Source organism: Comamonas testosteroni TK102 (assembly GCF_000739375.1).
Classification (GTDB): Bacteria; Pseudomonadota; Gammaproteobacteria; order Burkholderiales; family Burkholderiaceae_C; genus Comamonas; species Comamonas brasiliensis.
This window is the reverse complement of sequence record NZ_CP006704.1, coordinates 3,104,522-3,130,810: the sequence shown is the minus strand read 5'-3', so window position 1 is coordinate 3,130,810 and position 26,289 is coordinate 3,104,522. Positions and strand designations below refer to the sequence as shown.

General features: G+C 54.0%; 21 protein-coding genes. 4 read left to right on the top strand and 17 right to left on the bottom strand.

What is annotated here, in order from left to right; translation table 11 throughout:
• Positions 1 to 217: 217 nt before the first annotated feature.
• Positions 218 to 1,288: a CAP domain-containing protein gene (locus O987_RS28820; RefSeq protein WP_131326365.1), complete on the top strand. Its 1,071-nt coding sequence runs from the start codon at positions 218 to 220 to the stop codon at positions 1,286 to 1,288.
• Positions 1,289 to 1,712: 424 nt separating this feature from the next.
• On the opposite strand, the gene O987_RS14120 is transcribed toward O987_RS28820, so the two are convergent.
• From O987_RS14120 to O987_RS14065, 12 genes are read right to left on the bottom strand one after another with little or no spacing between them, the layout of a single operon-like run.
• On the bottom strand, positions 1,713 to 3,080 hold the full coding sequence (locus O987_RS14120) for a type II secretion system protein (protein WP_019042150.1): 1,368 nt from the start codon (positions 3,078 to 3,080) through the stop codon (positions 1,713 to 1,715).
• Between the two features lie 43 nt (positions 3,081 to 3,123).
• On the bottom strand, positions 3,124 to 3,705 hold the full coding sequence (locus tag O987_RS14115) for a prepilin-type N-terminal cleavage/methylation domain-containing protein (RefSeq protein WP_019042149.1): 582 nt from the start codon (positions 3,703 to 3,705) through the stop codon (positions 3,124 to 3,126).
• Positions 3,706 to 3,741: 36 nt separating this feature from the next.
• Positions 3,742 to 4,866: a hypothetical protein gene (locus O987_RS14110; protein WP_043372978.1), complete on the bottom strand. Its 1,125-nt coding sequence runs from the start codon at positions 4,864 to 4,866 to the stop codon at positions 3,742 to 3,744.
• The gene (locus tag O987_RS14105) at positions 4,866 to 6,656 is read right to left on the bottom strand and encodes an ATPase, T2SS/T4P/T4SS family (protein WP_019042147.1); all 1,791 of its coding nucleotides are present in this window, start codon (positions 6,654 to 6,656) and stop codon (positions 4,866 to 4,868) included. Before O987_RS14105 ends, O987_RS14110 begins: the two co-directional genes overlap by 1 nt.
• Positions 6,657 to 6,666: 10 nt before the next feature.
• Positions 6,667 to 7,071 (bottom strand): hypothetical protein, encoded by a 405-nt coding sequence (locus tag O987_RS14100; protein ID WP_019042146.1) that lies wholly within the window; start codon positions 7,069 to 7,071, stop codon positions 6,667 to 6,669.
• 34 nt (positions 7,072 to 7,105) lie between these two features.
• Positions 7,106 to 8,449: a type 4b pilus protein PilO2 gene (gene pilO2, locus O987_RS14095; protein WP_019042145.1), complete on the bottom strand. Its 1,344-nt coding sequence runs from the start codon at positions 8,447 to 8,449 to the stop codon at positions 7,106 to 7,108.
• A 7-nt stretch (positions 8,450 to 8,456) separates the two neighbouring features.
• Positions 8,457 to 10,247: a hypothetical protein gene (locus O987_RS14090; protein WP_019042144.1), complete on the bottom strand. Its 1,791-nt coding sequence runs from the start codon at positions 10,245 to 10,247 to the stop codon at positions 8,457 to 8,459.
• A complete protein-coding gene (locus tag O987_RS14085; RefSeq protein ID WP_230629849.1) occupies positions 10,244 to 11,047 on the bottom strand; it encodes a TcpQ domain-containing protein in 804 nt (267 codons plus the stop codon). The genes O987_RS14090 and O987_RS14085 overlap by 4 nt, the downstream gene beginning before the upstream one ends.
• 8 nt (positions 11,048 to 11,055) lie before the next feature.
• The gene (locus O987_RS14080; RefSeq protein WP_019042142.1) at positions 11,056 to 11,637 is read right to left on the bottom strand and encodes a lytic transglycosylase domain-containing protein; all 582 of its coding nucleotides are present in this window, start codon (positions 11,635 to 11,637) and stop codon (positions 11,056 to 11,058) included.
• Positions 11,638 to 11,644: 7 nt separating this feature from the next.
• Entirely contained in the window at positions 11,645 to 12,541 is an 897-nt protein-coding gene (locus O987_RS14075) for a hypothetical protein (protein WP_019042141.1), read from the bottom strand.
• Between the two features lie 2 nt (positions 12,542 to 12,543).
• Positions 12,544 to 13,116 (bottom strand): hypothetical protein, encoded by a 573-nt coding sequence (locus O987_RS14070; RefSeq protein WP_019042140.1) that lies wholly within the window; start codon positions 13,114 to 13,116, stop codon positions 12,544 to 12,546.
• Complete coding sequence (locus tag O987_RS14065; RefSeq protein ID WP_019042139.1) at positions 13,113 to 13,874, bottom strand: DsbC family protein; 762 nt, start codon at positions 13,872 to 13,874, stop codon at positions 13,113 to 13,115. The genes O987_RS14070 and O987_RS14065 overlap by 4 nt, the downstream gene beginning before the upstream one ends.
• A gap of 215 nt (positions 13,875 to 14,089) precedes the next feature.
• On the opposite strand from O987_RS14065, the gene O987_RS14060 reads away from it, so the two are divergent.
• Positions 14,090 to 15,058 carry a tyrosine-type recombinase/integrase gene (locus O987_RS14060; protein WP_235214140.1) on the top strand — a complete coding sequence of 323 codons (969 nt, stop codon included), beginning with the start codon at positions 14,090 to 14,092 and terminating at the stop codon, positions 15,056 to 15,058.
• A gap of 629 nt (positions 15,059 to 15,687) precedes the next feature.
• Here O987_RS14060 and O987_RS28095 read toward each other — a convergent pair.
• The 5 genes from O987_RS28095 to O987_RS14040 all read right to left on the bottom strand — a co-directional run bounded on the left by O987_RS28095 (position 15,688) and on the right by O987_RS14040 (position 23,905).
• Complete coding sequence (locus O987_RS28095; RefSeq protein ID WP_235214139.1) at positions 15,688 to 17,271, bottom strand: phosphoethanolamine transferase; 1,584 nt, start codon at positions 17,269 to 17,271, stop codon at positions 15,688 to 15,690.
• Positions 17,272 to 17,523: 252 nt separating this feature from the next.
• Entirely contained in the window at positions 17,524 to 17,868 is a 345-nt protein-coding gene (locus O987_RS28090; RefSeq protein ID WP_019042316.1) for a DUF4148 domain-containing protein, read from the bottom strand.
• A 200-nt stretch (positions 17,869 to 18,068) separates the two neighbouring features.
• On the bottom strand, positions 18,069 to 21,242 hold the full coding sequence (locus O987_RS14050; RefSeq protein ID WP_019042317.1) for an efflux RND transporter permease subunit: 3,174 nt from the start codon (positions 21,240 to 21,242) through the stop codon (positions 18,069 to 18,071).
• Positions 21,243 to 21,255: 13 nt separating this feature from the next.
• Complete coding sequence (locus O987_RS14045; protein WP_029158349.1) at positions 21,256 to 22,605, bottom strand: efflux RND transporter periplasmic adaptor subunit; 1,350 nt, start codon at positions 22,603 to 22,605, stop codon at positions 21,256 to 21,258.
• Positions 22,606 to 22,627: 22 nt separating this feature from the next.
• Positions 22,628 to 23,905, bottom strand: coding sequence for a TolC family protein (locus tag O987_RS14040; RefSeq protein ID WP_034356756.1), 1,278 nt, complete (start codon positions 23,903 to 23,905; stop codon positions 22,628 to 22,630).
• 175 nt (positions 23,906 to 24,080) lie between these two features.
• Between O987_RS14040 and O987_RS14035 the strand changes: the two genes are divergently transcribed.
• Both O987_RS14035 and O987_RS14030 read left to right on the top strand, forming a co-directional pair.
• The gene (locus O987_RS14035) at positions 24,081 to 24,773 is read left to right on the top strand and encodes a heavy metal response regulator transcription factor (RefSeq protein WP_019042321.1); all 693 of its coding nucleotides are present in this window, start codon (positions 24,081 to 24,083) and stop codon (positions 24,771 to 24,773) included.
• Positions 24,770 to 26,164 (top strand): heavy metal sensor histidine kinase, encoded by a 1,395-nt coding sequence (locus O987_RS14030; RefSeq protein ID WP_019042322.1) that lies wholly within the window; start codon positions 24,770 to 24,772, stop codon positions 26,162 to 26,164. Before O987_RS14035 ends, O987_RS14030 begins: the two co-directional genes overlap by 4 nt.
• The last annotated feature ends 125 nt before the right edge of the window (positions 26,165 to 26,289 follow it).

Below are 26,289 nucleotides of genomic sequence, written 5' to 3'. Positions count from 1 at the left end.
GCACAGTTACACAAGGCTTCGTTGGAAATCTTCGCGTCACCCCTTGTGAGAAGCCCACAAGATATGTCCCACGCGGAGTACCAATGAAATAACGCCATATCGTTCCCCTGCACAGTCCATACCGACTGTCGCGTCTCTTCCAAATTTCCGTTCAATTTTCGCACTCGACGTTTCATTCGATCGAGCGCAGCTTTCATATTTGAAATAGAGGTTCCAGATGAAGATTTCCAGCACTTTGTCGATTGTTGCAATTGCCTGCGCACTCGCCGCATGCGGAGGCGGCGGTGGCAGCGACTCCGGGAACAGTAATGCTGGTGCCGGTAACGGTGGTGGAACTACCCCGAAGCCAGAAACACCGACAGAAACCTATCCTTCTGACGCGCAACCGGGCAACTATGCAGATGTAAACCGGGCCAAGATCTTCGACATCATCAATAAGAACCGCGTTACGTGTGGTTTCGGTGCCTTGAAGCAGAACTCGTTGCTAGACACTGCCTCATCAGGTCATGCGAATTACCTGCGATTGAATGAGACTATCAGTCATACTCAGGTCAATACAAATCCTGGCTTTACTGGTGCGGATTTATTGGCGCGTGCCACGGCGGCAGGCTATCAGGCGACTACACTCGGCGAAATTGTTTCCAACGAGAATTCTGGATCATTATTTGCAGGAACTAGCCCCTCGGGCATTGAGACCTCTCCAAATCTTCCATCCGGTGAAGCAAGGATCAAAGGTCTTTTCTCTTCTGTTTACCATTTGTCGGCAGCCGCGAGTGAATGGGTGGAGATGGGGGTGGGCTTCTCTGTGTCGGGCAACAAGACTCCTATCGCTGGAGAGACTGCCTACTATGGCGTCGCTGTTGTGAATTTTGGCGTGCCAGCTGGGACCTCGACTCCTGTTTACACAGGTGGTAAGGTCCGCAGCTTCCCCTGCAACGGCACAACTGGCGTATCACCTCTCTTCGGTCCCGAGTCCCCAAGCCCCTATCCCAGCCGCGACTTCAACGCGTCTCCCATGGGAACGCCCGTCTATTTCAAGGCTGCCTATGGTGGCTCCATCGAAATCAAGACTGCTGAAATGGTTCAGGTAAGCTCGTCTGCTCCAGTGGCAACTAGAATCCTCAATTCCACGGATGACGTGAATAAGTTGCTTGCAATCGGCGAGGCGTTTGTTATCCCTGATAAGCCTCTGCTTGCGAACACCCAATACCGAATTACCGTAAGCGGCACATCGGATGGAAAACCACTGAATGAGGTGTTTGTGTTCTCCACTGGTACACAAAACTAAATCTTGTGATCATAAAAAAGGCCCTGTAGGGCCTTTTTTATTGCTCAGTCACCGCCACACACCGATCCGGTAGTGGTAGCCTGTGTCCCGGTAATGATTCCGTATGTATTCGAAGGGCAGAGGCTATGCCACCGACCATCAGAGCCGGCAAGCGAATAACCTCCGCCTCCGCTTTTGACCACGCAGACTCCGTATGTCCAAGCTGGAAAGCAGCCGCCTGTAGTCTGAAGGTTAAACGAGTTACTAATGGCTCCCTCTCCCAAGGAGCCATAGCCAGGAACAACAACTGGTAAATTTCCGCCAGGAGGACTCGGAGCCCATAACCGAACGGTGCCAGTAGAATCATAATTCTGTGCAATTCCGTTCACCGAGATTGCTAGCAAGACTGATAATGTGATCAGAGTACGCTTCATATGAACCTGTATTAATAAATGCAGTATGTCTGTGCAATTGCTTCACCAGCTGCTGCTGCGCCGAGGTTATCAACAACTGATACTAGCCACGCCCAGCCGTAGTCAGTGGCGTAATGATTTAGCTTGACTGCATCAGTGCTTTGATTCTTGGGAGTGAGTATGACCATCGAGCCCGCAGTTCCAGAAACACAGGCCGGTTTAGGTATCCAAGTCCCATTGCTAGCTGAGTAAGACTCAATAAATATCTTCTTTCCAAATCGATCTGCTAGCGGTACCCATTGGTTTCCTGAGCAATAGAGGGCAATATCCTGTGCATTCCATGCGACTCCGCCGTTCTGCGGACACCATCCTCCGGCTATAGCATCCTTTTGCGGGGAGATTCCTTTCCAAGTACCTCCAATGCACATGACGAGTCCCTGGCTAGTCGAGTCCTGAGCAATATCGCCTTGCTGGTTGGCTCCAGTACATGAGCTGCCCTTGACTTGAACGCTAGTTGGCTTGATGACCTGGCCATACGTTCGACCAGAGCCGTCGCTCATCGAGATGCCGGCCGTAGGGACACCAGAGCCATTCTTAACCGTCAGGTCGCCGCCGCTGTTGATGCTGGCGGTCTCGGTTGGTCCATTGCTGATCGACAACGACTGAGACACGAGCGAGCCTGACTTCACTTTCCCCACGACGCTCAAGTCGCCTTGCAGATCGGGATCGCGGTCGTCTCGGATGCGTACAAATTGAGAATAGATCGCTGCAGTCCTGGTCGTGCAGACGCCATATGTGGCTGGAGCTGCGCCCCCTGGAGTTGGATAGTTACAGCTGCTCCCGCGCAGGCGAGTGGGCGCAAGCAAGGTCACCGTAGCGCCATAACCCTGGCTAGCGGATCTGATCTCTTCAGCTTGCACATGCCAAATGGAGCCCATCGCAGCCGCGCAGGCTCCATCGGTTGCATATCCATTGCAGCTGGCGGTCAGTGGTAGGTGGCTATACGAATAGGCGGTAAGCGAGCACGTCGATCCTGGGCAGCCAGATCGATCCACCGTGATGAGTTGCCGGCGCCTCATTGGGTCGATGAGAGGAAATGAGGCAGCCAAATACTTGGCAGTGCGCAGCTCGTCGACTGTGGGTGCGAGTGGATCGGAGAAGCCGGCCACAACCGATCCCATGGCAAGGGCCTGGGCATTGAGGTTCAGGAACTTGTCCAGTCCATCCTTGAGCGTCGAGAGGTAGACGCCGGTAGCTTCTGCGCGGCCGCTGTTGATCTTGTCGATTGCCTCCTTGGATGCATAGACGCCGAGTACAGCGGTCAAGCCAAGCACAGCGATGAGCTCAAGCATGAGGAAGCCCGCCTGTTGTTGTTTGCGATGATGGCGCGTGCGCAGCATGGTGTCCTTTTGCCGTGCCTACTTAGGCACGGCGGGAGGGGTGTTATTGGATGGTGTATTCAATGTCGGCGCCTGCGGGAACCGCGCAGGCGCTTTGCAGCGTCGCAATTGCAGGCTGCGCACCAGCGACCTTTACTGGGGTTGTGCCCACCTTGATGCTTTCAGCGACTCGGACCATCTGGGTCAGCATGGGCATACAGGCCTTTTCGTGGACCTTTGAGACTGTGATGACGAGGTTCGCGCCAGGCGTGCCCGTCACGGCAACTGCTTGAGGGGCCAGGCCGGTCGCTTGGATCGAATGGGTGGCCGCTGCGCCGGAGACGCTGAATGCGGTGTCCTTCAGCGCGCTGGCCAGTGTTGCAGTTGTGACGCCGGTGTACGGCGTCGCAGTGGCCACGGTGTTCGCAGCTCCTTGCAGCGTGTTGACTGCCCTGGCCAAGTCGCGCGCAAAGTAGGGCGCGCGGTACTCGCGGTAGAGGCCCTGCAGCACTGGTACAGCAAGCACTGCGAGGATCGCGATGATCGCCGCAACAATCATCAGTTCGATAAACGTGAAGCCGCCTTCATTGTTCTTGCATCGAATCGATTTGCGTGTGCGACGAGTGATATTGATCATGTTTTGCATATTGTTTGCTCCTAGTTAAAGCGGTTTGAAACGGGATCACAGAAAAACCATTTTTGCGGCATCGGTCATTTCATGAATAGCATTAAAGGTATTGAAAACAACCCAGCCGACTATTGCCAACGATACAAATAAAATGCTCCATCGGATGATAAATGCACGTTTTTTGATGCTCTTTCCCATATCGCGCTCTGTGCGACGGCCTGTTAGTTGGAGACCAGCTTCTAAAGAATTTGCTTCAGAAATATCGAACAAGTAATAAAGAGCATCCGACTCCATCAGGCCCACATCGAATAGCCTACCATCCACAAAGCCGAGCTCAATATTCTCCATGATGCGTTGGCAATACCATTGCAACCAAGGCTCCGCCTGCAATGAGATTGCCTGTATGCCTTCTCGAAGATTGAGACCAGAGCCTCGCTTTACCAGAGTAGATAGGGTCGAAAGAAACATCGCGCCGCGATAGTTCCTGTAGACCCTGTAAACAATGAATTTTTCTGCCCATTGACGAGAACGGCCGCTCCAGCGAGTCAAGGACCAACTAAAGGCGATGCTAAGTATTAGTATCCCGATTGTTAAAGGAATGATATATGAGGCGAACACCCTTGAGAAATGTTCCAGATCAAAAGCATGTGGTCCGTAAAGTGTTTCCGGTACAAAGTCGAAGGTTGTTTTTATTTGCGGCCAGACAAAAGCAGGCACGCTTGTGAGAGTTGCCAGTACAACAATAATTGAGAATATTGCAACAGCAATGATTGAGAGAAACAGACTGCGAGCCTCATCAACTACTCTCACCAAGCGTGCAGCCTCTTTCAATGCATCCGGTACTGATCCAGTGCCTCCGTGGTTAGCTGCTGAAGCAATAATCAGCATGTCTGCATCGGGCAGCGTGCCTCGCCAAGTTGCGCCGATGTCTGTGCCAGTGTCCAGAAACTTGCTTGCCCAGTATTCGGAAAGCACTGCTCGCGGATGGGGGCGGAGCTTCTGCCAGCGGTTCTTTGGTGCGTAGCGTTGAGCATCCTTTACGAATATGTCGTGCATAAGGATTCGCCCATCGGAATCTGAAAGCACGTCAGCGAGATACTCGTAATAGTCGGCACGATGCCTTCTAAATTGTCGTGCTGCGCGTTTTAATGGCGAGAAAAACTCAAGGATGGATCGCATCACACAGCCTGCAGCTTCTTAATTGATTGATGATTCTTTGTGTGAACTGCAGCCATTTCTCGGCGTCTTTCTACTGTGACAAATGACATAAATCGAGGCTCGATCTCTCTAGGGTCAATTTCACCTTTGCTCATTTTGTAGATGGCACAGTCCATTGCAGATTTTCCAGTCATATCTGGATCGTCATATGGTGCGGTACGCGATGACGCCAGATACTGGCTCAGTTCAATTGTTTTGGCGTCGCGTATACATTCCAGGAAATAGTCATCTGGCTCAACCAACTCAGCGACGACGGTGCGGCCAAGTAAGCCATTCAATTCAGGCAAGCCATCACGCCGGCATTTATCGCATCCCTCGGGGTTTCTGACATATATCGTTTCTTGATCAATATCGTAGAGACGTTTTATGCGTGAGAAGTAATCCTCCCACTCCATTGCATTTTCACCTTGTAGGAGCTTTGTGGCCTTTAGCTTGCAGCCGGGGCAGTTTTTCGGAAGTAGTGCTTGATATCCCAAGAGCTTGAGATTTCCAGGGGTGGAAACGACATCGATGTCAATGCCAATACCTGGCGATATCAAGCGTGCTGGTATACCCATGCAATTACGAGCGTGGACAGTCGTATAGCAGTTCGTGCCCGATTCGATAGCATCTTGAAGCAGGGCGGCAGTTTGCTGGTCACGAATCTCACCGATGAATAGATCGTTAAGTGCGGTTCGCTTTAATGTTCTCTTCTTTGGCTTGAAAGGGTCGTCATCGCTTTCAAGGTCGCGACTCACCGTGTTCTGGTGAAAGTGACTGCCAGGCAAGATGTTTTCTCGCGGGTCTTCCACTGTCATCACTTTGCGCGTGCTTGGAACTCCACTGAGTAGTGTCGATATCGTTGTCGATTTGCCCGAGTCAACGACCCCCGAGAGGACGATTGCACCGCCCTCGGATCGCATGGCCCGCATCAGCATGGAGATCTGTGTGGGGAGGTAGCCAAGTTGCTCCAGCGTCAGCGGTTCTTTCTTGGCATTGATTGGCGTGATCCGCATGGTGATCTGCGGGCCTTCGTCACAGGCCATCGACGCCCAGCGCAGCATGAACTGTCCAAGCTCGGCCAGATCGATGAAGATCCGGCACTGGGATTCGACAGTGCCATTGAAAACGGGGTCTTTGACTCCCTTGGCAGTTTGGTACGCGACTCCAGCGATGGACAGAAGCGTTGCAGTTGGCAAGTGGAAGCGTGGTGGGGCCACGTACTTGCCCTCGATGGTGAACCGGACCTCGCTGCGTGTTTGGGCAGTGAAGATGTTCAGGTGAATGTCAGAGGCGCGGTTGGTTACGCCGTAACGCACCAGTTCCTCGAACGACTGGTAGTAGCCCGCTTTTGCCCTGTCGCCCAAAATGTTGCGAAGGCGCTCCCCCTGGGTCCCGTCGATGTGGCCACGCGAGACGGCATGGATGATGGTTTCGCTCTCGACCAGATAGACGTTGGCGCCTGGTGCGAGACGGTAGTTTTTGGACAGGAGGAGCTCGGTCGTAGCCCGTAGTTCTTGCGAGCTTCGGTGGCGGTTGCTCACGAGCAGAATGAACTGCTTGCTGTCTTTTCGTGTTTCGAGAGGACAGATGTGCTGGGCCAGACTTCCCGCCAGGTTGATGTCCTTGTCCTTCCCGAGTGGGCGATGGAAGCTCACTTCCTTGAGCAGCTCGGTCTCTGTCTTTATGACACGTTGACTGAGGACGAAAGTGGTCGCAGTCGGCGGAGCTGGGACTGTTGAACGTTGGCGTGAGAAGAATGGCCACTGCATCTTTGGTTCCTCAGCGGTCGCTGCAGAGCTTTTGCGGGAACTTGCTGTGCTGCAGTTCGATGCACCGTGCATCAATGCGCTTTGCTGTGTAGCCTGCCTTCGTCTCTGCAGGCGTAAAGGCGTAGATGCGACCGTCGATGGCGACCTCGGCCGTCCAACGGCCTGCGCGTCCATAGATGCCATTGAGGGTAAGAAGTGGGCGAGGCTCCGGCGGTGCTTCTACGGCTGGCTGCACAGTTGGTGCTGCTCCTTGTGGAGCCGCGGCTGCAGTAGTGGAGCCGCCCGTTTGGCCGAGCGCAGCCTCAACGGCTTTATCGGCTTCGAGTTGCAAGAGCTTCTTCACGGTTGGAGCAAAGCCATAGCCTGGCTGTGGCTGCGATGCGGCCGCAGCGAGATCCTGGGCGGCAGCGTGCATAGCGAAGCCAATCAGCGCGGCTGCAACGGCGGGCTTAGTTCTTTGCATAGATTTCTCCGGCCAAGGTGGCCGTCATGAGGCTTTTCTTGAGAGACGCTTCGCCGTTGGCCTGCCAGTCGTTGGGCAGTCGGGCAAAGTCAACCTTGAAAGAGGTCCACGCCACCGGTACCTCTGGAGTTATCAGCAGATCCACGCTGAGCAAGGGGCCGCTCAGGTTTGTCAACGCAGCTCTGTAGATGGCCAGCCCGAGCTCAGCAGGCATGGACACGGGCTCTCCGACCTTGTTGAGCGGTGCTGGAACTGCTTCAGGCTGGAATTGCCCAATGGTTTTTCCGCTGAAAGCGCGCAAGATCAGTTGCAAGGAACTAAGTCCACGTACTTGCTGGATGGCCAGTGGGGTCAGCTCATCGAAGTTGAGGCGACGTGCAGGCGCTGACACTTGCATAACGGCCTCTATTTCATCCACTGTGGAATAGCGGACGGTCCACTCGCGTGGACGCAAATGCTCGAAGTCTTCGTTGGTGGGGTCTAGACCCACATCTGCGGTGCGGTCGAATTTCAGGGTGCAACCCCAAGTGCTGCCAGCGCTTGGCTTACAGTCCGTCTCCTTTAGGCGCCACCCGGCGATGCTGGTGGGTAGTTTTTCGGTGGCTTCGCGCAATGCTCGTAGCGCTTCATGCCCGTAGGTGGACTTCTCCTGTGCATATGCTTGGAAGGCCTGAGTCCATGCTGTCTTGGGGTCCAGCTCATTGGCGTTGGCCAAGAGCTCTGCTTGGCGCCTTTGCTCCAGTTGCCAATAGTCCCAAGCACGTAATCCCCCGAGCAAAAGGATCGCGCCGGCTACGGTGTAGAGCACAGCTGGAGGGATGCTGGTGCCGACCTTGGCCAAGGCCTCACTGGCCTCGTTGCTGGCAGCTGCGCTTATGACCTGACTCAGCGTTACGGGCTGTACCTCTGGTGCGGGGTAAAGTAAATCTGGCTCATTCGTGAACAGTGAGATGGAAGAGGTGGCCAATCGCTCAAATGCAGCCAGCCGCGATCGAGCCGCTTCTTCGTCCGTCACCAGCGCGTCGAAGCCAGTCGCTGGTGCTCCGTCGATTGCGGCGCAAATCCAGATCCCTTGTGGGAGCTTGATGGCTGCAAACACATGGCCATTGGCGAAGGCGGCCACGCCGGTAGCCAAGGCGATGAGCTTTTCCCCCTGGTTGGACACTTTGAGTTTCGCGGTGCCGACGGTGGCTGGAGCTACCGTGCAGTAGTAGTCCGCCTTCCCCTTGCGGGCAAGTTGTTGTGCGTGCTTCTTGAGATTCACGGCTTGGACAGTCTGCTGCCAAGTCACGCCGATCACATAGCGCCGTTCGATGAGGTATGCACTCATGGTGGCCTCAGTTCATGAGCACAGGACGAACCACAACGAGGAATTCCTCACGTTCCAGGCTTTGCGCGTCAGAGCCGCCAGCGAGCAAACTCCAACCTTCAGCCAGACGGCGGCGGTTGTCTTTGGCTTTGTAGCGGGCCATGCCGGTGAGGACCATGACTTGGCCAGCTTTGAGCATGACCGTCGATTGATCGTCGATGCCTGACCTTTCGGGGTTTTGGACCCTTGAGATCGAAGTACCCTGGCCGGAGGTCGTCTCGGTCATCGCCACAAGGTTGGTCATGCTGATGCCGAATCTCAACTGCACTGAGCCGTTGTCCAAGATCGCGGGTTGGATCATGAAGCGATCGCCCGTAGTGACGTTGGCAGTCTTCATGCCCACCGAGCCCGATCCGGCTGCAGTAGAGGTCGATGGCAGCGTCTCAGACACGTAAGAACGGTCGTTGAGGTTGGTCTTGCGTGCCCATTGGCGGTTCATCGCCTGCATCTCTATGGGGCGATGCTGGATGTTGGTGCCATACTCGTTCAGCGCCTGGATCGCCGCTTGTGTGCCACCCCAGCGGGGCACCGTGCCGCTGCTTGGGCTGCCTCCGTTTGCCAGAGAGAGGATCGTCAACCCGATCTGGCCCGCCGTATCACCAACTAGCGAAGTGGGCGAGTCAATGGTTGCGCCCCACTTGGAGGTAAGCGAATTGAGCACCACGCCCCAGTTCACTCCCTTCTCGTCTCCGTCCTTTGTCGTGATGGAGTAGATGTCCATCTGTATGCGGACCTGGCGTGTCAGCGACTCGTTCTCGGACTTGACCACTTGGCGGATGCGCTGCATGGCTTCCTTGGTCGTCGTCACCGCGAACCTACCGGTACCCTGGTTGATAGCGATGGATGATCCGGGCACCGCAGCCACCATCTGCTGCAGGCTATTCATGAATGAATTGAAGATGTCCAGTGATCCAGCTTCGTCGATGCGGAAATTGGACTGGGAATTGCCAGTAGCGCCGGTGGTGCTGCTAGCACCCGATGTTGAGCCACCTTGCAAATTCATAGCAAAGTCCTTGCTTCCTTCAAGAGCGGCGATCTCGAAGGTTTCTGTGACGTAGCGCTCAATAATGATCACGCCATCGCGATACGCATAGGACAGTCCCAGCCTGGCTGTCACGAACTCAGTGATGCCGCGCGGCGTGTTGTTCTTCCAGTCCATCTCAACTGTGTCGAGCATGAGGTTTGGACCAGGGCGTATGGCCTCGACGCTCGGCTGGCCAGCAACGGCCAGAGGTGCAGGCATGCTCATTCCTGCAACTGTGGCGGTCGCGGGCTTGGCCGGCTGAGCGGTGCTTGGGCTAGAGGCGACTGCCGATGACGCGGGGCTGTATACGTCCTGCTTGATGCGAAACGGAACGCCAGTTATGCGAGACATGCGTTCGGCCCAAACCGTAAGGCTGACCTTGCCGCCAGTGCTTTTGTCTTCAAAGCTGATGAGCTTGAAGGTTTCATCGAAGATGGCGGGAAGGGAGTCTTCGGAACTGATCTCGATCATCTCGGAGCCGATCCACGGACGCGAAGCACGGCGCGCAACGATGGGCGAGAGCTGACGGGCGGCCGCTGCATTTGTGGCAGCCTTGTGGCCCTGTGTGGTCTCTTCTACGCGCAGGCTCCGATTCATGACACCTGCAGCCTCCAAGGAGCTGTCAATGTGGCCACGAACTTGCTGGGTGACTGCAGGCGAGACACATCCTGCGAGCAACAGAGCAGAAACGAGAGCAGAGGGTACGACACTGTGCTTTAGGTTGGCCAGAATCATTGGGTGCATTCCTTGTCTTGCTCGCCACGGCGGGTGATACGGGCCAAGGGCGGGTTATTTGGGTAGAAGCAGACATCAAGCGGGTATTCGCTCGCTTGAATGCCTGGTGACGACAGGGCGGCGGTCACGGCCTGCTCGAATGGCATTTCGTAGGTCTCGGGGCTTCCGATCACGACATGCTTGCGCGCATCCCAGCGCACGCGATAGCCGGCTTCTGCGGCCCAGCGTGTGAAGGCCTTGTTCAGCGTTACGTCCTGGAGCTTGAGCTCCCAGCGACGTGCAGGCTGTCCAGAGCCGTCAGTGAAGGAGGCTTTCCAGTGTTGGCGCGCCTGGTCCACCCACGAGCCAGAGCCTGGAACTGTGCTGGTTGTGAACAGTCCCTCAATCTGCGCGCGCGATGGTGCGCTTCCCTGTACCACTGCAGTGGCCACCGCTGTAGTCGGTGCGCTCGCTGCTACTGCTTCCAGCTTCGTGCCAGCAGCAGTTTCCGTGAGCTGAAGCTTGATCCCAGGGGGGAGTTGGCTGTTGACCGTCGAGATCAGATTGGCGACCGTGGAGCCACCTGCCTGTTTGACGGACACCTGAGTGTCCAGTGGTACTGGGCTGGTGAAGGGAACGCCCAGTCGATCTGCCAAGAGTTGAGCCAGGCCTTGCGCCTTGTCCTGCCATGTGACTTCGATTTCTGATTGCAGGAGCGTTGATTTGGCGCTGGTGCCTTCAGCTTCCTGTGCCATGGTCGGCCAGGCAGTAAGCGCAACAGCGACAGCTGCAACGCATCGTCCTAGGTGATGAAATTTCATTGCGTTCCTCATTTGCTTGCTCGGGCCATGGCGTCTGCCCAGGCAAACTCGCGGTACAAAGCGAGAACCATGGGGACGTAGGCTTGTGTTTCGCGGTACGGCGGAATGCCTTTGTGCTTACGCACGGCGCCAGGGCCGGCGTTGTATGCGGCGAGTGCCAGCTCCCAGTCTCTAAACTCGAACCACATCTTTCGCAGGTAAGCTGCGCCGGTGGCCAGCCCAAGCTCGGGCTGATACAAGTTGACCTTTGGGTCCCGCAAGCCTTCGCCACGGGCCGTATCTGGCATGACTTGAGTGAGACCGAGCGCACCTGCAGGCGATCTCGCACGCGAGTTGAATTGGCTCTCGATAGCCACGAGAGCCATTAGCAGCGCTGGTTCCAGTCCGTAGTGAACAGCGATCGCGCGAATGGCCGGCTCGTGCTGCCAATAGTTGCGGAGCAGTTGCTCACAGTGGGCAGACCTGGAATTTCCGCGAAGGCAGTCGTAGGTCGGGAGCTTTTTCGGCGGCAACTGGGCCAGGGACAGGCCAGGTGCAGCGACGAGGGTTGCTAATAGCAGATTGCGAGTGATGTGGGCTAGGCTAAACATCCGCGCCTCACAGCATCGAGAGGGCCAACAGCCCAATGAGCAAGGTTGTTGTGCCTTTCACGAGATAGTGCACTAGCTCGCTCGTGGCAACACGTCCCGAGGTGTAGCGACCGTAAAGGCCGCTGAAGGCACTGGCTGTGACAAGAAAGAAAAACGCGCCGCTTCCTGCAAGCAGCATTTGCTTGAGGCTGGGCATCTGCATCCCGGAGCCCTGCAGGAAGCCTTGCTGCATTGCTGCCGAGACTTCCATGCATGCACCGGTGGCGTCTCGCGGGCAGCTGCTACCCCCCAACCCGGTGCCACCGTTGCCACCCGTGCTTCCAGAGCCGTTTCCGAGCGGGTTGGTGTTGCCTGGGTTGGTAGGTCGTCCATTGGCCATCCTGTCGGCCATGTCGCATATAGATGTGCCATTGCTGTCGGCAAAGCCACGGCAAGACCCCGAGTTAATCATTCGCTGGCAGTTGCCGATGCCAAGCTGCACGCAAGCGAGCACCAGATTCCCGTCAACGGCGCGCCCATCAAAAGTGCCCGAGCCAATCAATTGGCGGACCACGCCGGAACGCATGGCGTCGGCGGTCAGTTGCGACCAAGCATCGATCTGAGCCTGCAGGGGCAGTTGGCGATACTGTTCAGGTGTCACTCCTGCATACTTGGCGATGTTTGTCCTATTCATCTGCAGGACGCCATAGCAGCAGCTGCCGTTGAATGCGCTGGTGTTGCCGCCCGATTCGACGTTGATAGCAAGGTTGGCCACAGCCTGCGCGTTCTGCTTTAGCCAGGCACTCGCATTTGGCGAGTTTTGAATGGCTTGGGTAATGTCTGAAGAGCTGACGATGGCGGCCAAAGCCACGGCTGGCAATAGCCACACAAGCTTGGATAGTCGCGGGAAAATGCGGCAGCTCATGACTAGCTCAGGCGCATAGCGCGATTGCATGCGGGAATGACTTTGCCGAACTGCCATGCCCGGAATCGAATCGTCAGGGCTGGCTGGGTCTGCTCTATGCGGTACTCGACACGGTTCTGTGATCGGTCGGTATTGGCGTACAACATGCAGTAGCCGGGGAGTTCAATGGCGCGCAGTCCAGGCCGAGGCGGCCAAGCGATGACACGCATGGTGCAGACGCTGTAGATGTCCATGGCTGCCGCGCCATTTGGTGCATCCAGGCAAAGTGTGTTGCCCGCAGCGGCGAACATGCTGAAGATGACTTTGCCCTCAGCGGTTGCGGTGTCACCCAGCAGCGCGAACGCAGGCATGCGCTTTCCTGCGCTGCCCAGTCGTGGAGCGGAAAGCTCTGTTGCCCAAACTGTCTTGAGGATCTCCCGGTCCACCGCTGTACCCGTGGACGAAAACACCGAGCTGTCGAAGACGACTTCTCGCATGGTCTCCCAGGACTGCGCGTGAGAGCTTGTCGCCATGGCAATGGCAAGCGCAGGGAATAGGGCAGAAATGAGGGGGCGAACGGAGGCGGGCGCGATCATCGTTGGTCCGCCTTCAAACGACCGCCACGCTCCAACTCCTCCATGAATTGCTCGGGCGGTGTGGCGCCAACCAAGCGCTTGCCGCTTGCCAGCACCACGGTGGGCGTGTTGTTCATGCCATAGCGCTCACCGAGCTTGAGGATCTCGACCAAACCATCGGTGTTGCACGACTCGGGCAATTGCGGCCGTGCGCCGTCCATGATGGCTTTCCACACGCCGGCACGGTCGCGTGAGCACCAGGCCATCCGTGCAAGAGATTGGCTTCGCCGATCAGTGATAGGGAAGATGAAGCGATAGATCGTCACGTTGTCGATCTGGTCGACGAACTTTGTGAAGACTCGGCAGATGGGGCAGAACGGGTCTTCGAAGAGCGCCATCACACGGCTTCCATCTCCGTGCACTTCCTTAATCGCGTGCTGCAGGGGAAGCTTGTTGAATGGAATGACCATCCTCTTGTCTTGTTGCAAGGCGGTCAGGTCTGTTTTGCTCTTCAAATCCATCAACGAGCCGCCCACAAAACTGTAACGACCCGTTTCATTCACATAGAATATCTCCCCTTCGGAAATCACCTCATAAATGTTGGTGAGCGGAGTTGTATTGATTTGCTCTACACGCACCGCTCCGTTCGTGTTTGCGTTGACGCCGGCCTTGATCTGCGCCGCAACCTTCTCTGATACGTCTGCAGCTATTGCTCCAGCCGTCAGGCCAACGAACAAAGCCGCGGCTGCGGCAAGCCTGCCTATCACTATGCGAGGCATTGCTTTGATATGTGATTGCTTTTGCATGGACCGCACTTTAGGGAGCGGTCGGCGTTGCCTCCAGCGGAAACCGTGCGTTACATACATCACGGTTTCCGCTTGACATATCAATTCCGAATTGATCTATATTTGAACTGTCGAGGTGTGTGTCTCGCCAGCCAAAGAAGGCGCCGATGAGGCGGCTTCTTCGTGCGGGCATTCACACGGGTAGATGAATGAATAATTTGCTAGTTGCCGGCACGATGGATGTTCCCGCCGGCTGGGATTTCCGTTTTGGAGATTTTCTAACCGATCTATTTTTTCAAGAGGGCCTTGCAGAAAGCACTCTTCAGGTCCTCCAGATCCAGTTGCGAGCTTTCAACGCATGGCTGTTGGAAGCGACCGGTCGCTCGTGGGAACATGCTTCGGTCGACGACCTGCAGGTATTCCTACTTAGCTGGAAAGACACCAGATCTGTTTCGGCACTACGCCTCAAACAATGGATGCTGCAGCGGTTGTACCGCTGGGCGAAAGAGTCCGGCATCGTGGACCTTGGCGTTCACCGCGCACTGCTACCACTTCGCGGGGGCTTGCGTCGCCCGCGTCGCCCACCATCCAGTAACGCGATCGCTAAGCTGATGGAGCTACCGGACACGAAAACGGCCAAAGGCATGCGAGATCGTGCAGCTTTGAAGCTCCTTTATGGATCCGGGCTACGTGCAGGAGAGCTGCTGAACATTACGCTCGATCAGGTCCCCGCCAGCGGCAAGCCCTTGCAGATATGGGGGAAGGGGAGCAAAGAGCGCTTGGTTGTCGTTGGAGAACATGCCAGGTATTGGATTGCGCAGTACAAAACGGCACGACAAGTGATCCTTGCAGCCGGAGGCCATGGCAAAAGATCCACATCCAAACTGTTCGTTAGTAGCGGACGCTATCCAGACTATCGCTACTACCAGTTGCGCAGAATGGTCAGCCGGTACGGTCGCGAATGCGGCCTTCGGTTGACACCCCACGCATTGCGACACGCCTTTGCGTCGCATCTGTACCAGGGAAAGGCGTCTCTGCACACTATCCAGCTACTGCTGGGCCATGAGCATCAAGAGACGACTGCGCACTATGTCTCTATCTTGCATGAGGATATCCGGGCCATGGCGGATCAGCATCATCCACGCAGCGCGAATTTCGAGCGCTATGTGCGTTGGTAATCTTGTACCGTTGAGGCTGAATCGGTAGCATTGCTGCATTTTCTACGCGATTGAGCTTTTGAGAGTAACTGCCGCTTTGTCTGCGCATCAGCCGGCCTAGTGCCATTCTGCATTGCTCCATTAGATCGGTGCAAAGACTCCTAATCCAACCCGGACAGGGAGCTATGTCTCCTTGTTCGGTGTTGTTTGCGCGCAGTAACGACACGGTTCCTCGTCCATTTCCGAGGAAATCCATGAGCTAGATCTTTGCGCAAAGGGAGTGCGTGTTTTCTCACACAAGAACACGTCTGACCAAGAGATCCCAGTCTTCGATATCAAAGTGACCGGGATGCTTCAGCTGTTTGCTGGGCTGACTGCGCAGCAGGTATGCATCGTGATCCTAGCCCTCCATGCAGAGCTAACCACGCAAGAACGCCTGGCTCGCATGAAGGCACCGCTTCAGTCGGGCGAGACGCTCACTATCGGCTCCTTATTTCAGGGCGGAGGGGTACGCTGGTATGCACTGCGTTGGGCATTAGTACCTCCACCTGCGGTAGTCAGCAGTGGTTAAGCCGCTGGCATTCGTGTCAACAATTTAGGCACTAGCCACATAGATAATCAGAAATTATTTATTCAACAATCCGTCATAATCAAGATCGCCTGCATTCTTCAAAAATATCAAGACCAGGATTATAAATTTCAGACTTTACGCTCATTAATCCCAGAACTGAATGGAAATAATTATCATGGCTTATCCTGGCATCAACGTCTAATAGAGCAGCACATCCCTTATCTTCGAATTTTTCGCGCTTAAATGATTCAGAGAACCAAACGATCCAAGGAATGCGTTTCTGAGCATCGGGCGCCAAACTATAAGGAAGACCATGGAGGTATATGTTATTTTCTCCCAAAGACTCGCCATGATCTGAGACATACATCATTGCAGTTGGCCTATCTGGATAGGTCTCCTTAATCCAATCAATTGCTTTCGAAATGAAATAATCAGTTTCTCTTATGCTGTTGTCATATGCATTGACTACTTGTTCTCGACTGCAGGTTTGCAGAGCTGAAGATTCACATTCTGGGAAGTAGGTTTTTCTATCTGGTGAAGAACGCTTGTAATAGGCTGGGCCATGGCTGCCCATTTGGTGAACTAAAACAACGGTTCCTTTAGCTTTACCAAGCTTTGGTAAGTTTTCAATTTTCTTTTGGAGATTGTTCAACACTGCTGCATCAAAGCAACCATCATCTCTGCAATTGATGTCACCTTTGATTATCTCTTGATTTTCAGCAGGTATTCTCGCACATACCCCCTTGCACCCTGATTGATTGTCAACCCAAAGCACATCCAGACCTGCCTTTTTTAGAACATCTAATAAATTTTCGTAATTTTCTCGTCGATCAAAGAACTTCTCCCTCGGTAAGTGTGAAAACATGCACGGCAGTGACTCTGCGGTGCTCGTTCCACAAGCCCAGGAATTTTTAAATGACAAGATGTCTTTTCGACTTGATAGCAAAGGTGTGGTATCTCTTGAATAGCCATTCAACCCCAAATGATCTGAACGAGCGGTTTCTCCGACTACAAGAAATACTATAGGGTCTACAGCCCCTTCAATGTATGCTCCTTCTCCTATTTTTACCAAATCTTTTGATTTCCTCTTCTGGGAATCGTCAATTTTCTTGAAGACCGCATATAGTCCATTGTATGGGTTAATCAAATAGCGAATCTCCTTATGGTTCCTCATGGTTGAGGAGAACGCCTGAAAAGAAACGATTAGGCTTACCACTGCTATTGAAATCCCCAGGAGAGCAAGCATCAAACGCTGCAATATCAGTTTGCCAAAAGTAGATTTTGAGAAATTTCTGCGCCATATAAACCACAATGGAGGTAGCGACAGCAGCAAAATCACAAAAATCATCTGCAAATTAATCAAATCAGAGGCTTCTTTGAAGTCTGTTTGCAGCACATTAGTTATCATATTGGAATCAATAACAATCCCGTATGCTTGCATGAAATAGGCAACTGAAGCCGCACTTACGACAAAGATGCTGGCAATTGGCCTTAAAAGCCTCCCCCATCCCAAAACAGAAATCGAAAGAATATTCAAACCAATTAATATAAAAACAAAGGATATTATTAGACTTATATCCGATTCTTCACCTAATTTAGATATTTTCAGCCAAAGATAATAATTAGAAAAAATAGCAATCCATATACTAACTCCAATGATCATGCGTGTTGATTGCATGCCACTAGATAGCAGGAATTCACTTATTTTATTGAAAGTCTTCATTTTACGGAAAGAATTTAATCAAGAACTATTCAGCTTCTCAATGAAACTATTTTTGAATTTACAAAAACCCACAATAGTAGAGATAAAATCTGATCTAAACGATGACATTTAGATTACATTTTTGTCATTTTTTGAGCAAAAAAAAAGCGTGGATCGTGTCACCACGAATCCACGCCAAGAAAATATTACTGATTACCCAGCCATAGCTTGGTTACGAGCATCTCGCTGCGAAGGGGTTTCTTTTGTCAGCTCATCAATAACTTGTTGACGAGTCTTCTCGGGGCCTGTGCTCTTAACCGCAGGGTAATTTCCTGCGCGCATCCGAGTATCCCCACCATCGCGCACTGCATTCGCTGCTTCTGCACGGACTTGGTCACGGGTTTGAGAGCTCTTGAAGTGTCCAGGGTATGCTTTTACACCGGCCTCGTTATTTGTGGGGTGCCAGTACGTATCTGCGACTGCGACGCCAGGCATTGCCAGAACGGTTGCCATTGCGGCTGCGGCGGTGAGAGATGCAAAAATTTTACGGTGAGCCATTTAATACTCCTTAAGTGAATTGATTTTCTTCTCCATCTAAGAAAGTGGTCTATTCAGAGAAGATGGGTCAAGTGTAGAAAATACCCACCGACAGATTGCCAACAGGAATGTGACAATGTTGTCATATTAAGTATTGTTACAAGAAAAAAGCCATGGCCTTAGAGGCCATGGCTTTTACGAGGCGAGTAGAACTACTTGTATCAGGCTGGCTTTTCCTCAGTAGAAGCTAACACCTGCTCATCCTCCGTCTCGGAGAGATCCTTGCGGTGTATCAAGCTATAGAGCAATGGCAACACGAGAAGGGTCAGCAAAGTCGACGACAAGATCCCGCCGATCACCACTGTGGCCAAGGGGCGCTGAACTTCTGCGCCTGTGCCCGTGGCGATGGCCATCGGAACAAAGCCTAGCGATGCAACCAACGCGGTCATCAGAACAGGCCGCAGTCGGGTCAAAGCGCCTTCAGTGACTGCTTCATACAGGCGTTTGCCTTCTTCGCGCAGCGATCGGATGTAGGCAATCATCACCAAGCCATTGAGCACAGCCACGCCTGACAGTGCGATAAACCCGATCGCAGCCGAAATGGATAAAGGAATACCGCGCATCCAGAGCGCCAAGATGCCACCTGTCAGCGCAAACGGAATGCCCGTGAACACGATGAGACCATCACGAACATTGCCGAACATTGCAAACAGCAAGACAAAGACCATCAGCAATGCTGCCGGCACAACAATCGTCAAGCGTTTTCTAGCCGACTCGAGGTTCTCGAAGGTTCCGCCCCATCGGGTCCAGTAGCCGGCAGGCAGTTGCAGCGATTCGAGGCGTTGTTGTGCTTCTGTGACGAAAGATCCAATATCACGTCCGCGCACGTTGGCACTCACCACGATGCGGCGCTTACCATCCTCTCGGCTCACCTGGTTAGGGCCTGGTGCGATATCAAAACTAGCCACGGCCGAAAGCGGAACAAAACCAAGTCGGCCATCCGTACCGCGTGGAAGCGCGATAGGTAGGCGTCCTATCGCTTCCATGTCATTGCGCACTTCGTCCGGCAAACGAACCTGAATGTCGAACCGCTTGTCTCCTTCAAAAACTGTGCCGGCTTCACGACCGCCCAGTGCCGTACTGATGGTGTCTTGCACGTCACCCATGTTCAAACCATAGCGCGAGGCCTTCTCACGGTCGATTTTCACGGTGAGCATTGGCAAGCCTGTGGTCTGTTCGACCTTGACTTCAGAGGCTCCAGAAATTTGCTGCAACATGCCTGCGACGGCTTGTGCGTTCTTCTCCAGCACAGTCATGTCGTCGCCAAAAATCTTTACAGCGACATCACTACGCACACCCGATATCAACTCATTGAAGCGCAGTTGAATAGGTTGAGAGAACTCGAAATTGTTGCCTGGAACTCGATCTGCGGCTGCCTGAATTGCTGCCAACAAATCGTCTCGTGTACGTGCCGGATCCGGCCATTCGGACTGCGGCTTAAGCATGATGTAGCCGTCCGAGATGTTCGGTGGCATCGGGTCAGAGGCAATCTCCGCGGTACCTGTACGAGCAAATACCCTGTCGATCTCAGGAAACTCTTTCTTCAAGGTTTTCTCGATCTGCATTTGCATCTCAAGGGACTGGGTCAGGCTGGTTCCTGGAATCCGCAGAGCCTGAATGGCGAAGTCGCCCTCGTTGAGGTTTGGTGCAAATTCACTACCAAGACGCGTTGCCAGCAGCAGGCTTAACACCACCGCCACACCAGCGGCAGTCAGAACAACTGCAGGAGCTCTCATGACGCGATGAAGGGCTGGTGCATAAACGCGACGCGCCCAAACCATGAGGCGATTTTCCTTCTCCGCAACCTTGTTGCCCATGAAAAGAGCAATCGCCGCAGGAATGAAGGTAATGGACAGCAGCATTGCGCCAGCAAGCGCGATCACCACAGTCAGCGCCATGGGATGGAACATCTTGCCCTCTACACCTGTGAGCGCAAAGATTGGCAAATAGACCACCATGATGATCAATTGTCCAAACAACAATGGCCGACGCGCTTCCTTGGCTGCAGCAAATACTTCGTGGAAGCGTTCACTGCGCGTCAAAGAGCGTCCGCGTGCTTCTTGCGCGTGGGCAAGACGACGCACGCAGTTCTCCACAATGACCACCGCGCCATCAATGATGATGCCGAAGTCAAGAGCGCCCAGACTCATCAAGTTGGCACTGACTTTGTATTGCACCATGCCAGTAAAGGTGAACAGCATGGACAATGGAATGATCAGCGCTGTAATCAGGGCCGCGCGGAGGTTGCCTAGGAAAAGGAAGAGGATGACAACAACTAAAGCCGCACCTTCCACCAAATTCTTCTTGACCGTTGCGATAGCTTTATCGACGAGGTTTGTGCGATCGTAGACCGTGATCGCTTTCACGCCTTCAGGAAGACTGCGGTTAATCTGCTCCATGCGTGCAGCCACAGCCTGCGAGACCACACGGCTGTTCTCCCCGATCAGCATGAAGACCGTGCCAAGCACGACCTCTCGGCCGTTATCCGTGGCAGCTCCAGTGCGAAGCTCACGACCCAAGCCAACCTCTGCCAAATCACGAATACGTATGGGCTGGCCTTGAGCCGAACCCACGATCACTTCTCGAATGTCAGCAATGCCAGAGACTTGACCTGGGGCACGGATCAAATACTGTTCACCTTGACGCTCAATGTATCCAGCTCCCACATTGGTATTGTTGCGTTCCAACGCAGCAACCAGGTCAGCAAGAGTGAAACCATAGGACGCCAGCTGTTCTGGGCGAGGCGAAACCAGATACTCTTTCGCGAAGCCGCCAATAGAGTTGATTTCAGTGACACCTGGCACATTACGCAGTTGCGGTTTGATCACCCAGTCCTGTATCTCGCGCAGATCCATAGGTGTGTAAGGCGTTCCATCTGCCTTCTTTGCACCATCCTCGGCCTCAACGGTCCAAAGATAGATCTCACCCAAACCTGTAGAGATAGGTCCCAGCGTGGGAGTGACACCAGCGGGAAGATTATCACGGGCCTGTTGGATACGTTCGTTGACTAACTGGCGAGCAAAGTAGATGTCAGTGCCATCTTTAAACACTACTGTCACTTGCGACAGGCCGTAGCGCGACAGCGAGCGAGTCTGTTCCAGATTGGGCAAGCCGGCCATCACCGTTTCAATTGGGTAAGTGACTCGCTGCTCGGTCTCAAGCGGCGAGTAGCCGCTGGCCTGCGTATTGATCTGTACCTGAACATTGGTAATGTCAGGTACAGCATCAATAGCGAGGCGTTGATAGTTGTATACGCCAATAGCCGCTAGGGCCAGAACGGCAACCATGACCAGCCAGCGCTGCTCAATGGCAAATCGGATAATTCGTTCGAACATTTGCAGCCCTTGCTTAGTGTGCGTGCTCGGCTGTAGCCTTGCCCAGTTCGGCCTTAAGCATGAAGCTGCCTTCAGTCACATAGGACTGGCCGGACTTCAGCCCTTCAAGAATTTCTGTTGTCTGGGGGTCCGAGCGACCAACGCGCACGGGCTGAGCTCGGAAGCCCCCCTTGACGGGCACAAACACAACACTGTTTTGGCCGTCCAGACGCTGGATAGCACTGGAAGCTACCGCTACTGGCACTTGTTGCGAAGAGGCAGTCAACTCCACATTGACGAATAGACCTGGGCGCCACGCGCCTTCAGGATTCTCTAGAGTGATTCGAGCAGGAGCAGTACGTGTTTCCTGACCAATCAGAGCACCCACGTAAGCAACCACCCCAGTCGCAGACGACGAGAATGCTGTCGCCTTGACAGTTGCTTTTTCCCCAACCTTCACGGCGGGCAAGTCAGATGCTGCAACCCTCATTTCAGCCCAAACGGAACGCAAGTCTGAGATTGTGAAAACTTGGGTAGTGTCCTGAACAGCTTCACCGACGGCGAGATGCTTCTCGACGATCACTCCGTCAAAAGGAGCCCTTAGTTCAAATCGGTTTAGTGCACCGCCTCCGCCTCCGGCGCCGTTAGCCGCCAATTTTTGTTGAGCATTTGAAACGGCAATTTCTGCCTCGCGCAGTGTCTGCCGAGCCTGCAAGTAATCCTGTTCAGCCGATACCTTCTCCTCCCACAGCTTTTGCTCTCTGGCATAGCTTGTACGCGCCAGTGCTAAGCGTTGGCTAGCGGCTTGAAGTTCACTTCGTTGCTCAGAAACAGCCGCACTGCTCAACACAGCCAGCAACTGCCCCTTCTTTACAACCTGGCCGAGATTGGCGGGTACCGAGTCGACGACGCCAGGGACTCGAGGGACAACGTGAGCCGTTTTGTCTTCGTTGAAGCGTATTTCCCCCGGAAGTTGCAGTACTGAGCGAACAGTTGCAGAGCCGACCTCTGCGGTTCGAATGCCTGCAGCCTGCATACGCTGCGAATCCATTTGGATAAGACCTTCATCGTCATCATGAGCACCTTCGGCGCTTTTCTTCTCTGCAGACTTGGCTCCGTCGTTTTGCTCTTTTTCATCATGGTGCTCACCATCTGCGTGCCCTTTTTCATCTTTGTGATCACCGCTTTGCTTCTCGCCGTGATGTTCTGTGTCTGCGTGGCTAGCGGCTTCTGAGTGCCCCTGACCTCCGGCACCTTTAGCACTGCTGCTGTCCGGACCACTGCGAAGAATTAGTGCAGCAGAAAGAGCGCCAACTACTAGGATTGCAGCAATTGCAATCTGAGTGCGCCGAGTCCCAAATGGAGATGATTTTGTATCGTTCATGTTGATGATCTGTGCAAAAAACTTACTCGTCTGTTGTGCCCAACAAGCGTTCGATATCGGCCGAAGCACGATGTGTGGCCATTAACTGGTCCAGGTATTGACTACGTACATCAAACAAAGAGCGTTGCGCGTCAAGTACGTCCAGATAGCCGAATTTCCCTAGCGCAAAGCCTTTGCTTGCCGCCTCATAGGCGACTTGTGCAGTCGGCAGCACGCGTTCAGACAGTTGGATAGCTTGTTTACGACTTGCCTCTAGCGTCTCTCGCGCCGCATAAAGTTGAGACTGAAGTTCCAACCGGGTAGCTAGCAAGCGCTCTTCAGCTTGGTCAGCCAGGCGGAGGGCTTGCAACTGATTTCCTCGATTGGTATCGAGCACAGGCAAGGGAATGGAGACGCCGACTACGAGTTGATTGCCGGTCTCTTGAGCGCGCTTCATACCTAGACTCACCGTTGGGTCAGGAATTCGCTTTGCGCGCTCCAGATCTGCGGTCGCCCGGCTCTGTTCAACAGTGAAGCGAGCTTGCTGAATGGAAGGCGACTGTTCCAAGCGGCTTTGAAGAGACCCAATTTCCGGAACAGGAGGTAACGCGTCAAGTTTGCCTTGCGCATCACCAAATACAGGGCCTCCTTCTCCGATAAGGGCCTGTAATTGTTGACGAGCCACTCGTTTTGCGGCCTGAGCTTGAGCTTGCTCCAGTTCAGCACTGGACTCAGCTACGCTGGCCCGGTTGGCCTCTAGGGGCGCTGCCTTGCCCGCTGCTACACGCTTTGATGCGGCCTCACGCGCGCTTCGTGCGATGTCAAGAGTCTGTCCTGCGAGGACCTCACGCTGCTGTGCCACTAACAACCCGAAGAATGCGAGTCGGACATCTGCGACAAGGTTAGCTTTGGCGGCATCCAGTTCCGCTTCAGCCACATCTCGGCCACGTGCTGCAGCACGCATGCGAGCATCGCGCTTGCCGCCGATTTCCAGCATTTGGGTCCATTGCACTGTAGAGGTGCGCTTATCCCTGCTGGTATCTTCTTGTGAATACGATAGCGCTGGGTTAGGCCTCGCCTTACTTTGCAGAACAGCTCCATCGCTGGCCTCAAGACCGCGCTGGGCAGCTCGTAAACGGGGGTGTTGGTCGATAGCGCGTGCGACTGCCGTGTCAAGAGTCAGCGGTGCCAGAGACGCCTTATTGGCAGGATTGTCCTGCGCTATGCCTGCCACGCCAGTTAAAGCCAAACTGGTGAACAACAACGCATGACGCAACGCACAAGCTGCTCGGCCAGCGCGATGAGACGACGAAGAAATCATTGTTAAAACTCCTACCCGTGCAATCGAAAGTCTGCCGGGCGTTACTTTGCCCAAGTGAGGAATAGAAAGCGGGTGGGCGCTGCCACTCTAATAAAGTGCTCCCCTCACCATCCTGACAGCCGGATGACAAATTTGTCATTTTCAAAATGCGTGCACCTATCTCAGAATAGTCAGCATGAAAATCCTGGTTGTAGAAGATGAGATCAAGCTCGCCGATTACCTAAACAAGGGTCTGGCGGAGGAGGGCTTCACTGTGGATGTAGCCCATAACGGTATTGACGGTCTGCACCTGGCCAGTGAAATGGACTACGACCTGATCGTGCTTGACGGCATGCTTCCGGGCATCGATGGCCTAGCCGTGCTAGCTGCGCTGAGGCAAACGAAGCAAACACCTGTACTGATGTTGACTGCTCGTGGCCAAGTGGAGGATCGTGTCAAGGGACTGCAGTGTGGCGCCGATGACTATCTCGTGAAGCCATTTGCGTTTTCTGAACTGGTCGCACGCCTGCATGTGCTATTGCGGCGCAGTGGCCCCAGTGTGGCCCAAGCCGCCCCGGAAGCGACAACTCTGCGCTTGTCTGACCTAGAGTTAGACCTGATTCGTCGTAGGGCTACACGGGCGGGCCAAAGAATCGAGCTTACGGCCAAAGAGTTCAATTTGCTAAGCCTTCTATTGCGCCGTCAAGGGGAGGTTCTATCAAGAACAGAGTTGGCATCTCAGGTTTGGGATATGAATTTCGACAGTGAAACCAACGTGGTAGAGGTCGCTGTCCGGCGGCTGCGACTAAAGCTTGATCAGCCTTTTGAGCATCATCTCCTCCACACCGTCCGTGGCATGGGCTATGTGCTCGAATCTCGCACAACATGAGCAAGACCGCTGCACCACATTTAGCTCGACGTTTAGCCCGCGCCTTAGCACTGCAAACCATTGTCGGCCTCGGTTTTGTATGCATTGCTGTCTATTTTGTGATCTCCGTCACGCTGTCGGAACGTCAGCAAGACACCTTAGATCACAAGAAAACAGCAATCGAGCACCTGTTAAGCGAGAGCCGAGGGGTTCACTCCCCAGAGGCCTTGAACCACATGCTTAACGACTTCGTCACGGGGCATGACGAACTGTCTTTACGCCTGGTGCCAACCTCCGGTAAAAGCGCATTTGAACTTTTGCGCCAACCTGAAGATGACGACCGGGTTGCAGTTCGCAAATTTTCAGTGGAAGTTCCGACAGTTAACGACGGCCTGCAGCCAATGCAAGCGGTCCTGTTGCTAGACCGTAGACCAGATGACCGACTGCTTAATCGTCTGGCCTGGACCCTGGGCATTGCCGCCGTGGCGGGTGCATTGCTGGTCTCATTTGCGAGCACATGGCTTGTTCGCATAGGACTCAAGCCTTTACGCCTACTGGTGGATCAAACGCGAAGCCTTTCTGCGCAAGACTTGCATCGCCGTTTAGATGATAGCCATCAACCTCAAGAATTAAGACCATTGATCGCACAGTTCAATGCATTGCTTGACCGACTGGCCATCGCCTATCAACAAATGGAGGCGTTCAATGCTGACGTGGCACACGAACTAAACACACCGTTGACCACCTTGATCAGTAGTTGCGAGTTGGCGCTTCGTAAACCGCGTAGTGCTGTTGAACTACAGGACATCTTGGCCTCCAACCTAGAGGATCTACAGCGCATGGCTGGAATCGTGGCAGACATGCTGTTTCTGTCACACGCAGACCGCGGTACTGAAGCGCGGCGATCCGCCAAAGTGAGTCTTGCAGAGCTTGCCTCAGAAGTGGCCGAGTTCCATGAGGCAGTACTTCAAGAAGCGCACCTTCAAGTTCTAATCGATGGAGATGCAAGTGTTGCTGTGGATGCGCGTTTGGTTCGCCGTGCACTATCCAATCTTTTAGGCAACGCTTCACGCTATGCAGAACCCGGATCAACGATCACTATCGAGATCTCCCAAAGCGTAGTGGAGACACCAGATGGCAAACGTGACAACGTTAGCATTGCGGTGATCAACCGAGGAGCGGAGATCGATCCCATCCATCTGCCACGCCTGTTTGATCGGTTCTATCGTGCTGATGCGTCCCGCGCACATGCAAATCTCAATCACGGCTTGGGATTGGCCATCGTTGCAGCTATCGCACGGATGCACGGCGGTACCACTTTTGCAATCTCTTCAAGCGGGATCACCAAAATTGGGATTTCCTTACCTGAATCACCTATTGCATCGCCCGATACCTTTAAATCTCCTTCATGAGAGTGCCCCTAGGCAGGTAGACATACCTGGTCAGCCCTTTTGAGCATAGGAGGCATTCCATGAGTGCACAGCGGTTTACGCCGGAATTTAAGAGGGAGGCGGTCATGCAAGTCACGGAGAAGGGG

What these genes read in the sequence shown, in the direction of transcription:
- O987_RS14075 (WP_019042141.1), bottom strand. Translation starts at nt 12,541, where the DNA reads ATGAGCTGCCGCATTTTCCCGCGACTATCCAAGCTTGTGTGGCTATTG.
- O987_RS14070 (WP_019042140.1), bottom strand. Translation starts at nt 13,116, where the DNA reads ATGATCGCGCCCGCCTCCGTTCGCCCCCTCATTTCTGCCCTATTCCCT.
- O987_RS14120 (WP_019042150.1), bottom strand. Translation starts at nt 3,080, where the DNA reads ATGCTGCGCACGCGCCATCATCGCAAACAACAACAGGCGGGCTTCCTC.
- O987_RS14100 (WP_019042146.1), bottom strand. Translation starts at nt 7,071, where the DNA reads ATGCACGCTGCCGCCCAGGATCTCGCTGCGGCCGCATCGCAGCCACAG.
- O987_RS14060 (WP_235214140.1), top strand. Translation starts at nt 14,090, where the DNA reads ATGAATAATTTGCTAGTTGCCGGCACGATGGATGTTCCCGCCGGCTGG.
- O987_RS14045 (WP_029158349.1), bottom strand. Translation starts at nt 22,605, where the DNA reads ATGAACGATACAAAATCATCTCCATTTGGGACTCGGCGCACTCAGATT.
- O987_RS14050 (WP_019042317.1), bottom strand. Translation starts at nt 21,242, where the DNA reads ATGTTCGAACGAATTATCCGATTTGCCATTGAGCAGCGCTGGCTGGTC.
- O987_RS14040 (WP_034356756.1), bottom strand. Translation starts at nt 23,905, where the DNA reads ATGATTTCTTCGTCGTCTCATCGCGCTGGCCGAGCAGCTTGTGCGTTG.
- O987_RS14090 (WP_019042144.1), bottom strand. Translation starts at nt 10,247, where the DNA reads ATGATTCTGGCCAACCTAAAGCACAGTGTCGTACCCTCTGCTCTCGTT.
- O987_RS14105 (WP_019042147.1), bottom strand. Translation starts at nt 6,656, where the DNA reads ATGCAGTGGCCATTCTTCTCACGCCAACGTTCAACAGTCCCAGCTCCG.
- O987_RS28090 (WP_019042316.1), bottom strand. Translation starts at nt 17,868, where the DNA reads ATGGCTCACCGTAAAATTTTTGCATCTCTCACCGCCGCAGCCGCAATG.
- O987_RS14030 (WP_019042322.1), top strand. Translation starts at nt 24,770, where the DNA reads ATGAGCAAGACCGCTGCACCACATTTAGCTCGACGTTTAGCCCGCGCC.
- O987_RS28095 (WP_235214139.1), bottom strand. Translation starts at nt 17,271, where the DNA reads ATGATCATTGGAGTTAGTATATGGATTGCTATTTTTTCTAATTATTAT.
- O987_RS14065 (WP_019042139.1), bottom strand. Translation starts at nt 13,874, where the DNA reads ATGCCTCGCATAGTGATAGGCAGGCTTGCCGCAGCCGCGGCTTTGTTC.
- O987_RS28820 (WP_131326365.1), top strand. Translation starts at nt 218, where the DNA reads ATGAAGATTTCCAGCACTTTGTCGATTGTTGCAATTGCCTGCGCACTC.
- pilO2 (WP_019042145.1), bottom strand. Translation starts at nt 8,449, where the DNA reads ATGAGTGCATACCTCATCGAACGGCGCTATGTGATCGGCGTGACTTGG.
- O987_RS14115 (WP_019042149.1), bottom strand. Translation starts at nt 3,705, where the DNA reads ATGCAAAACATGATCAATATCACTCGTCGCACACGCAAATCGATTCGA.
- O987_RS14085 (WP_230629849.1), bottom strand. Translation starts at nt 11,047, where the DNA reads ATGAAATTTCATCACCTAGGACGATGCGTTGCAGCTGTCGCTGTTGCG.
- O987_RS14035 (WP_019042321.1), top strand. Translation starts at nt 24,081, where the DNA reads ATGAAAATCCTGGTTGTAGAAGATGAGATCAAGCTCGCCGATTACCTA.
- O987_RS14080 (WP_019042142.1), bottom strand. Translation starts at nt 11,637, where the DNA reads ATGTTTAGCCTAGCCCACATCACTCGCAATCTGCTATTAGCAACCCTC.
- O987_RS14110 (WP_043372978.1), bottom strand. Translation starts at nt 4,866, where the DNA reads ATGCGATCCATCCTTGAGTTTTTCTCGCCATTAAAACGCGCAGCACGA.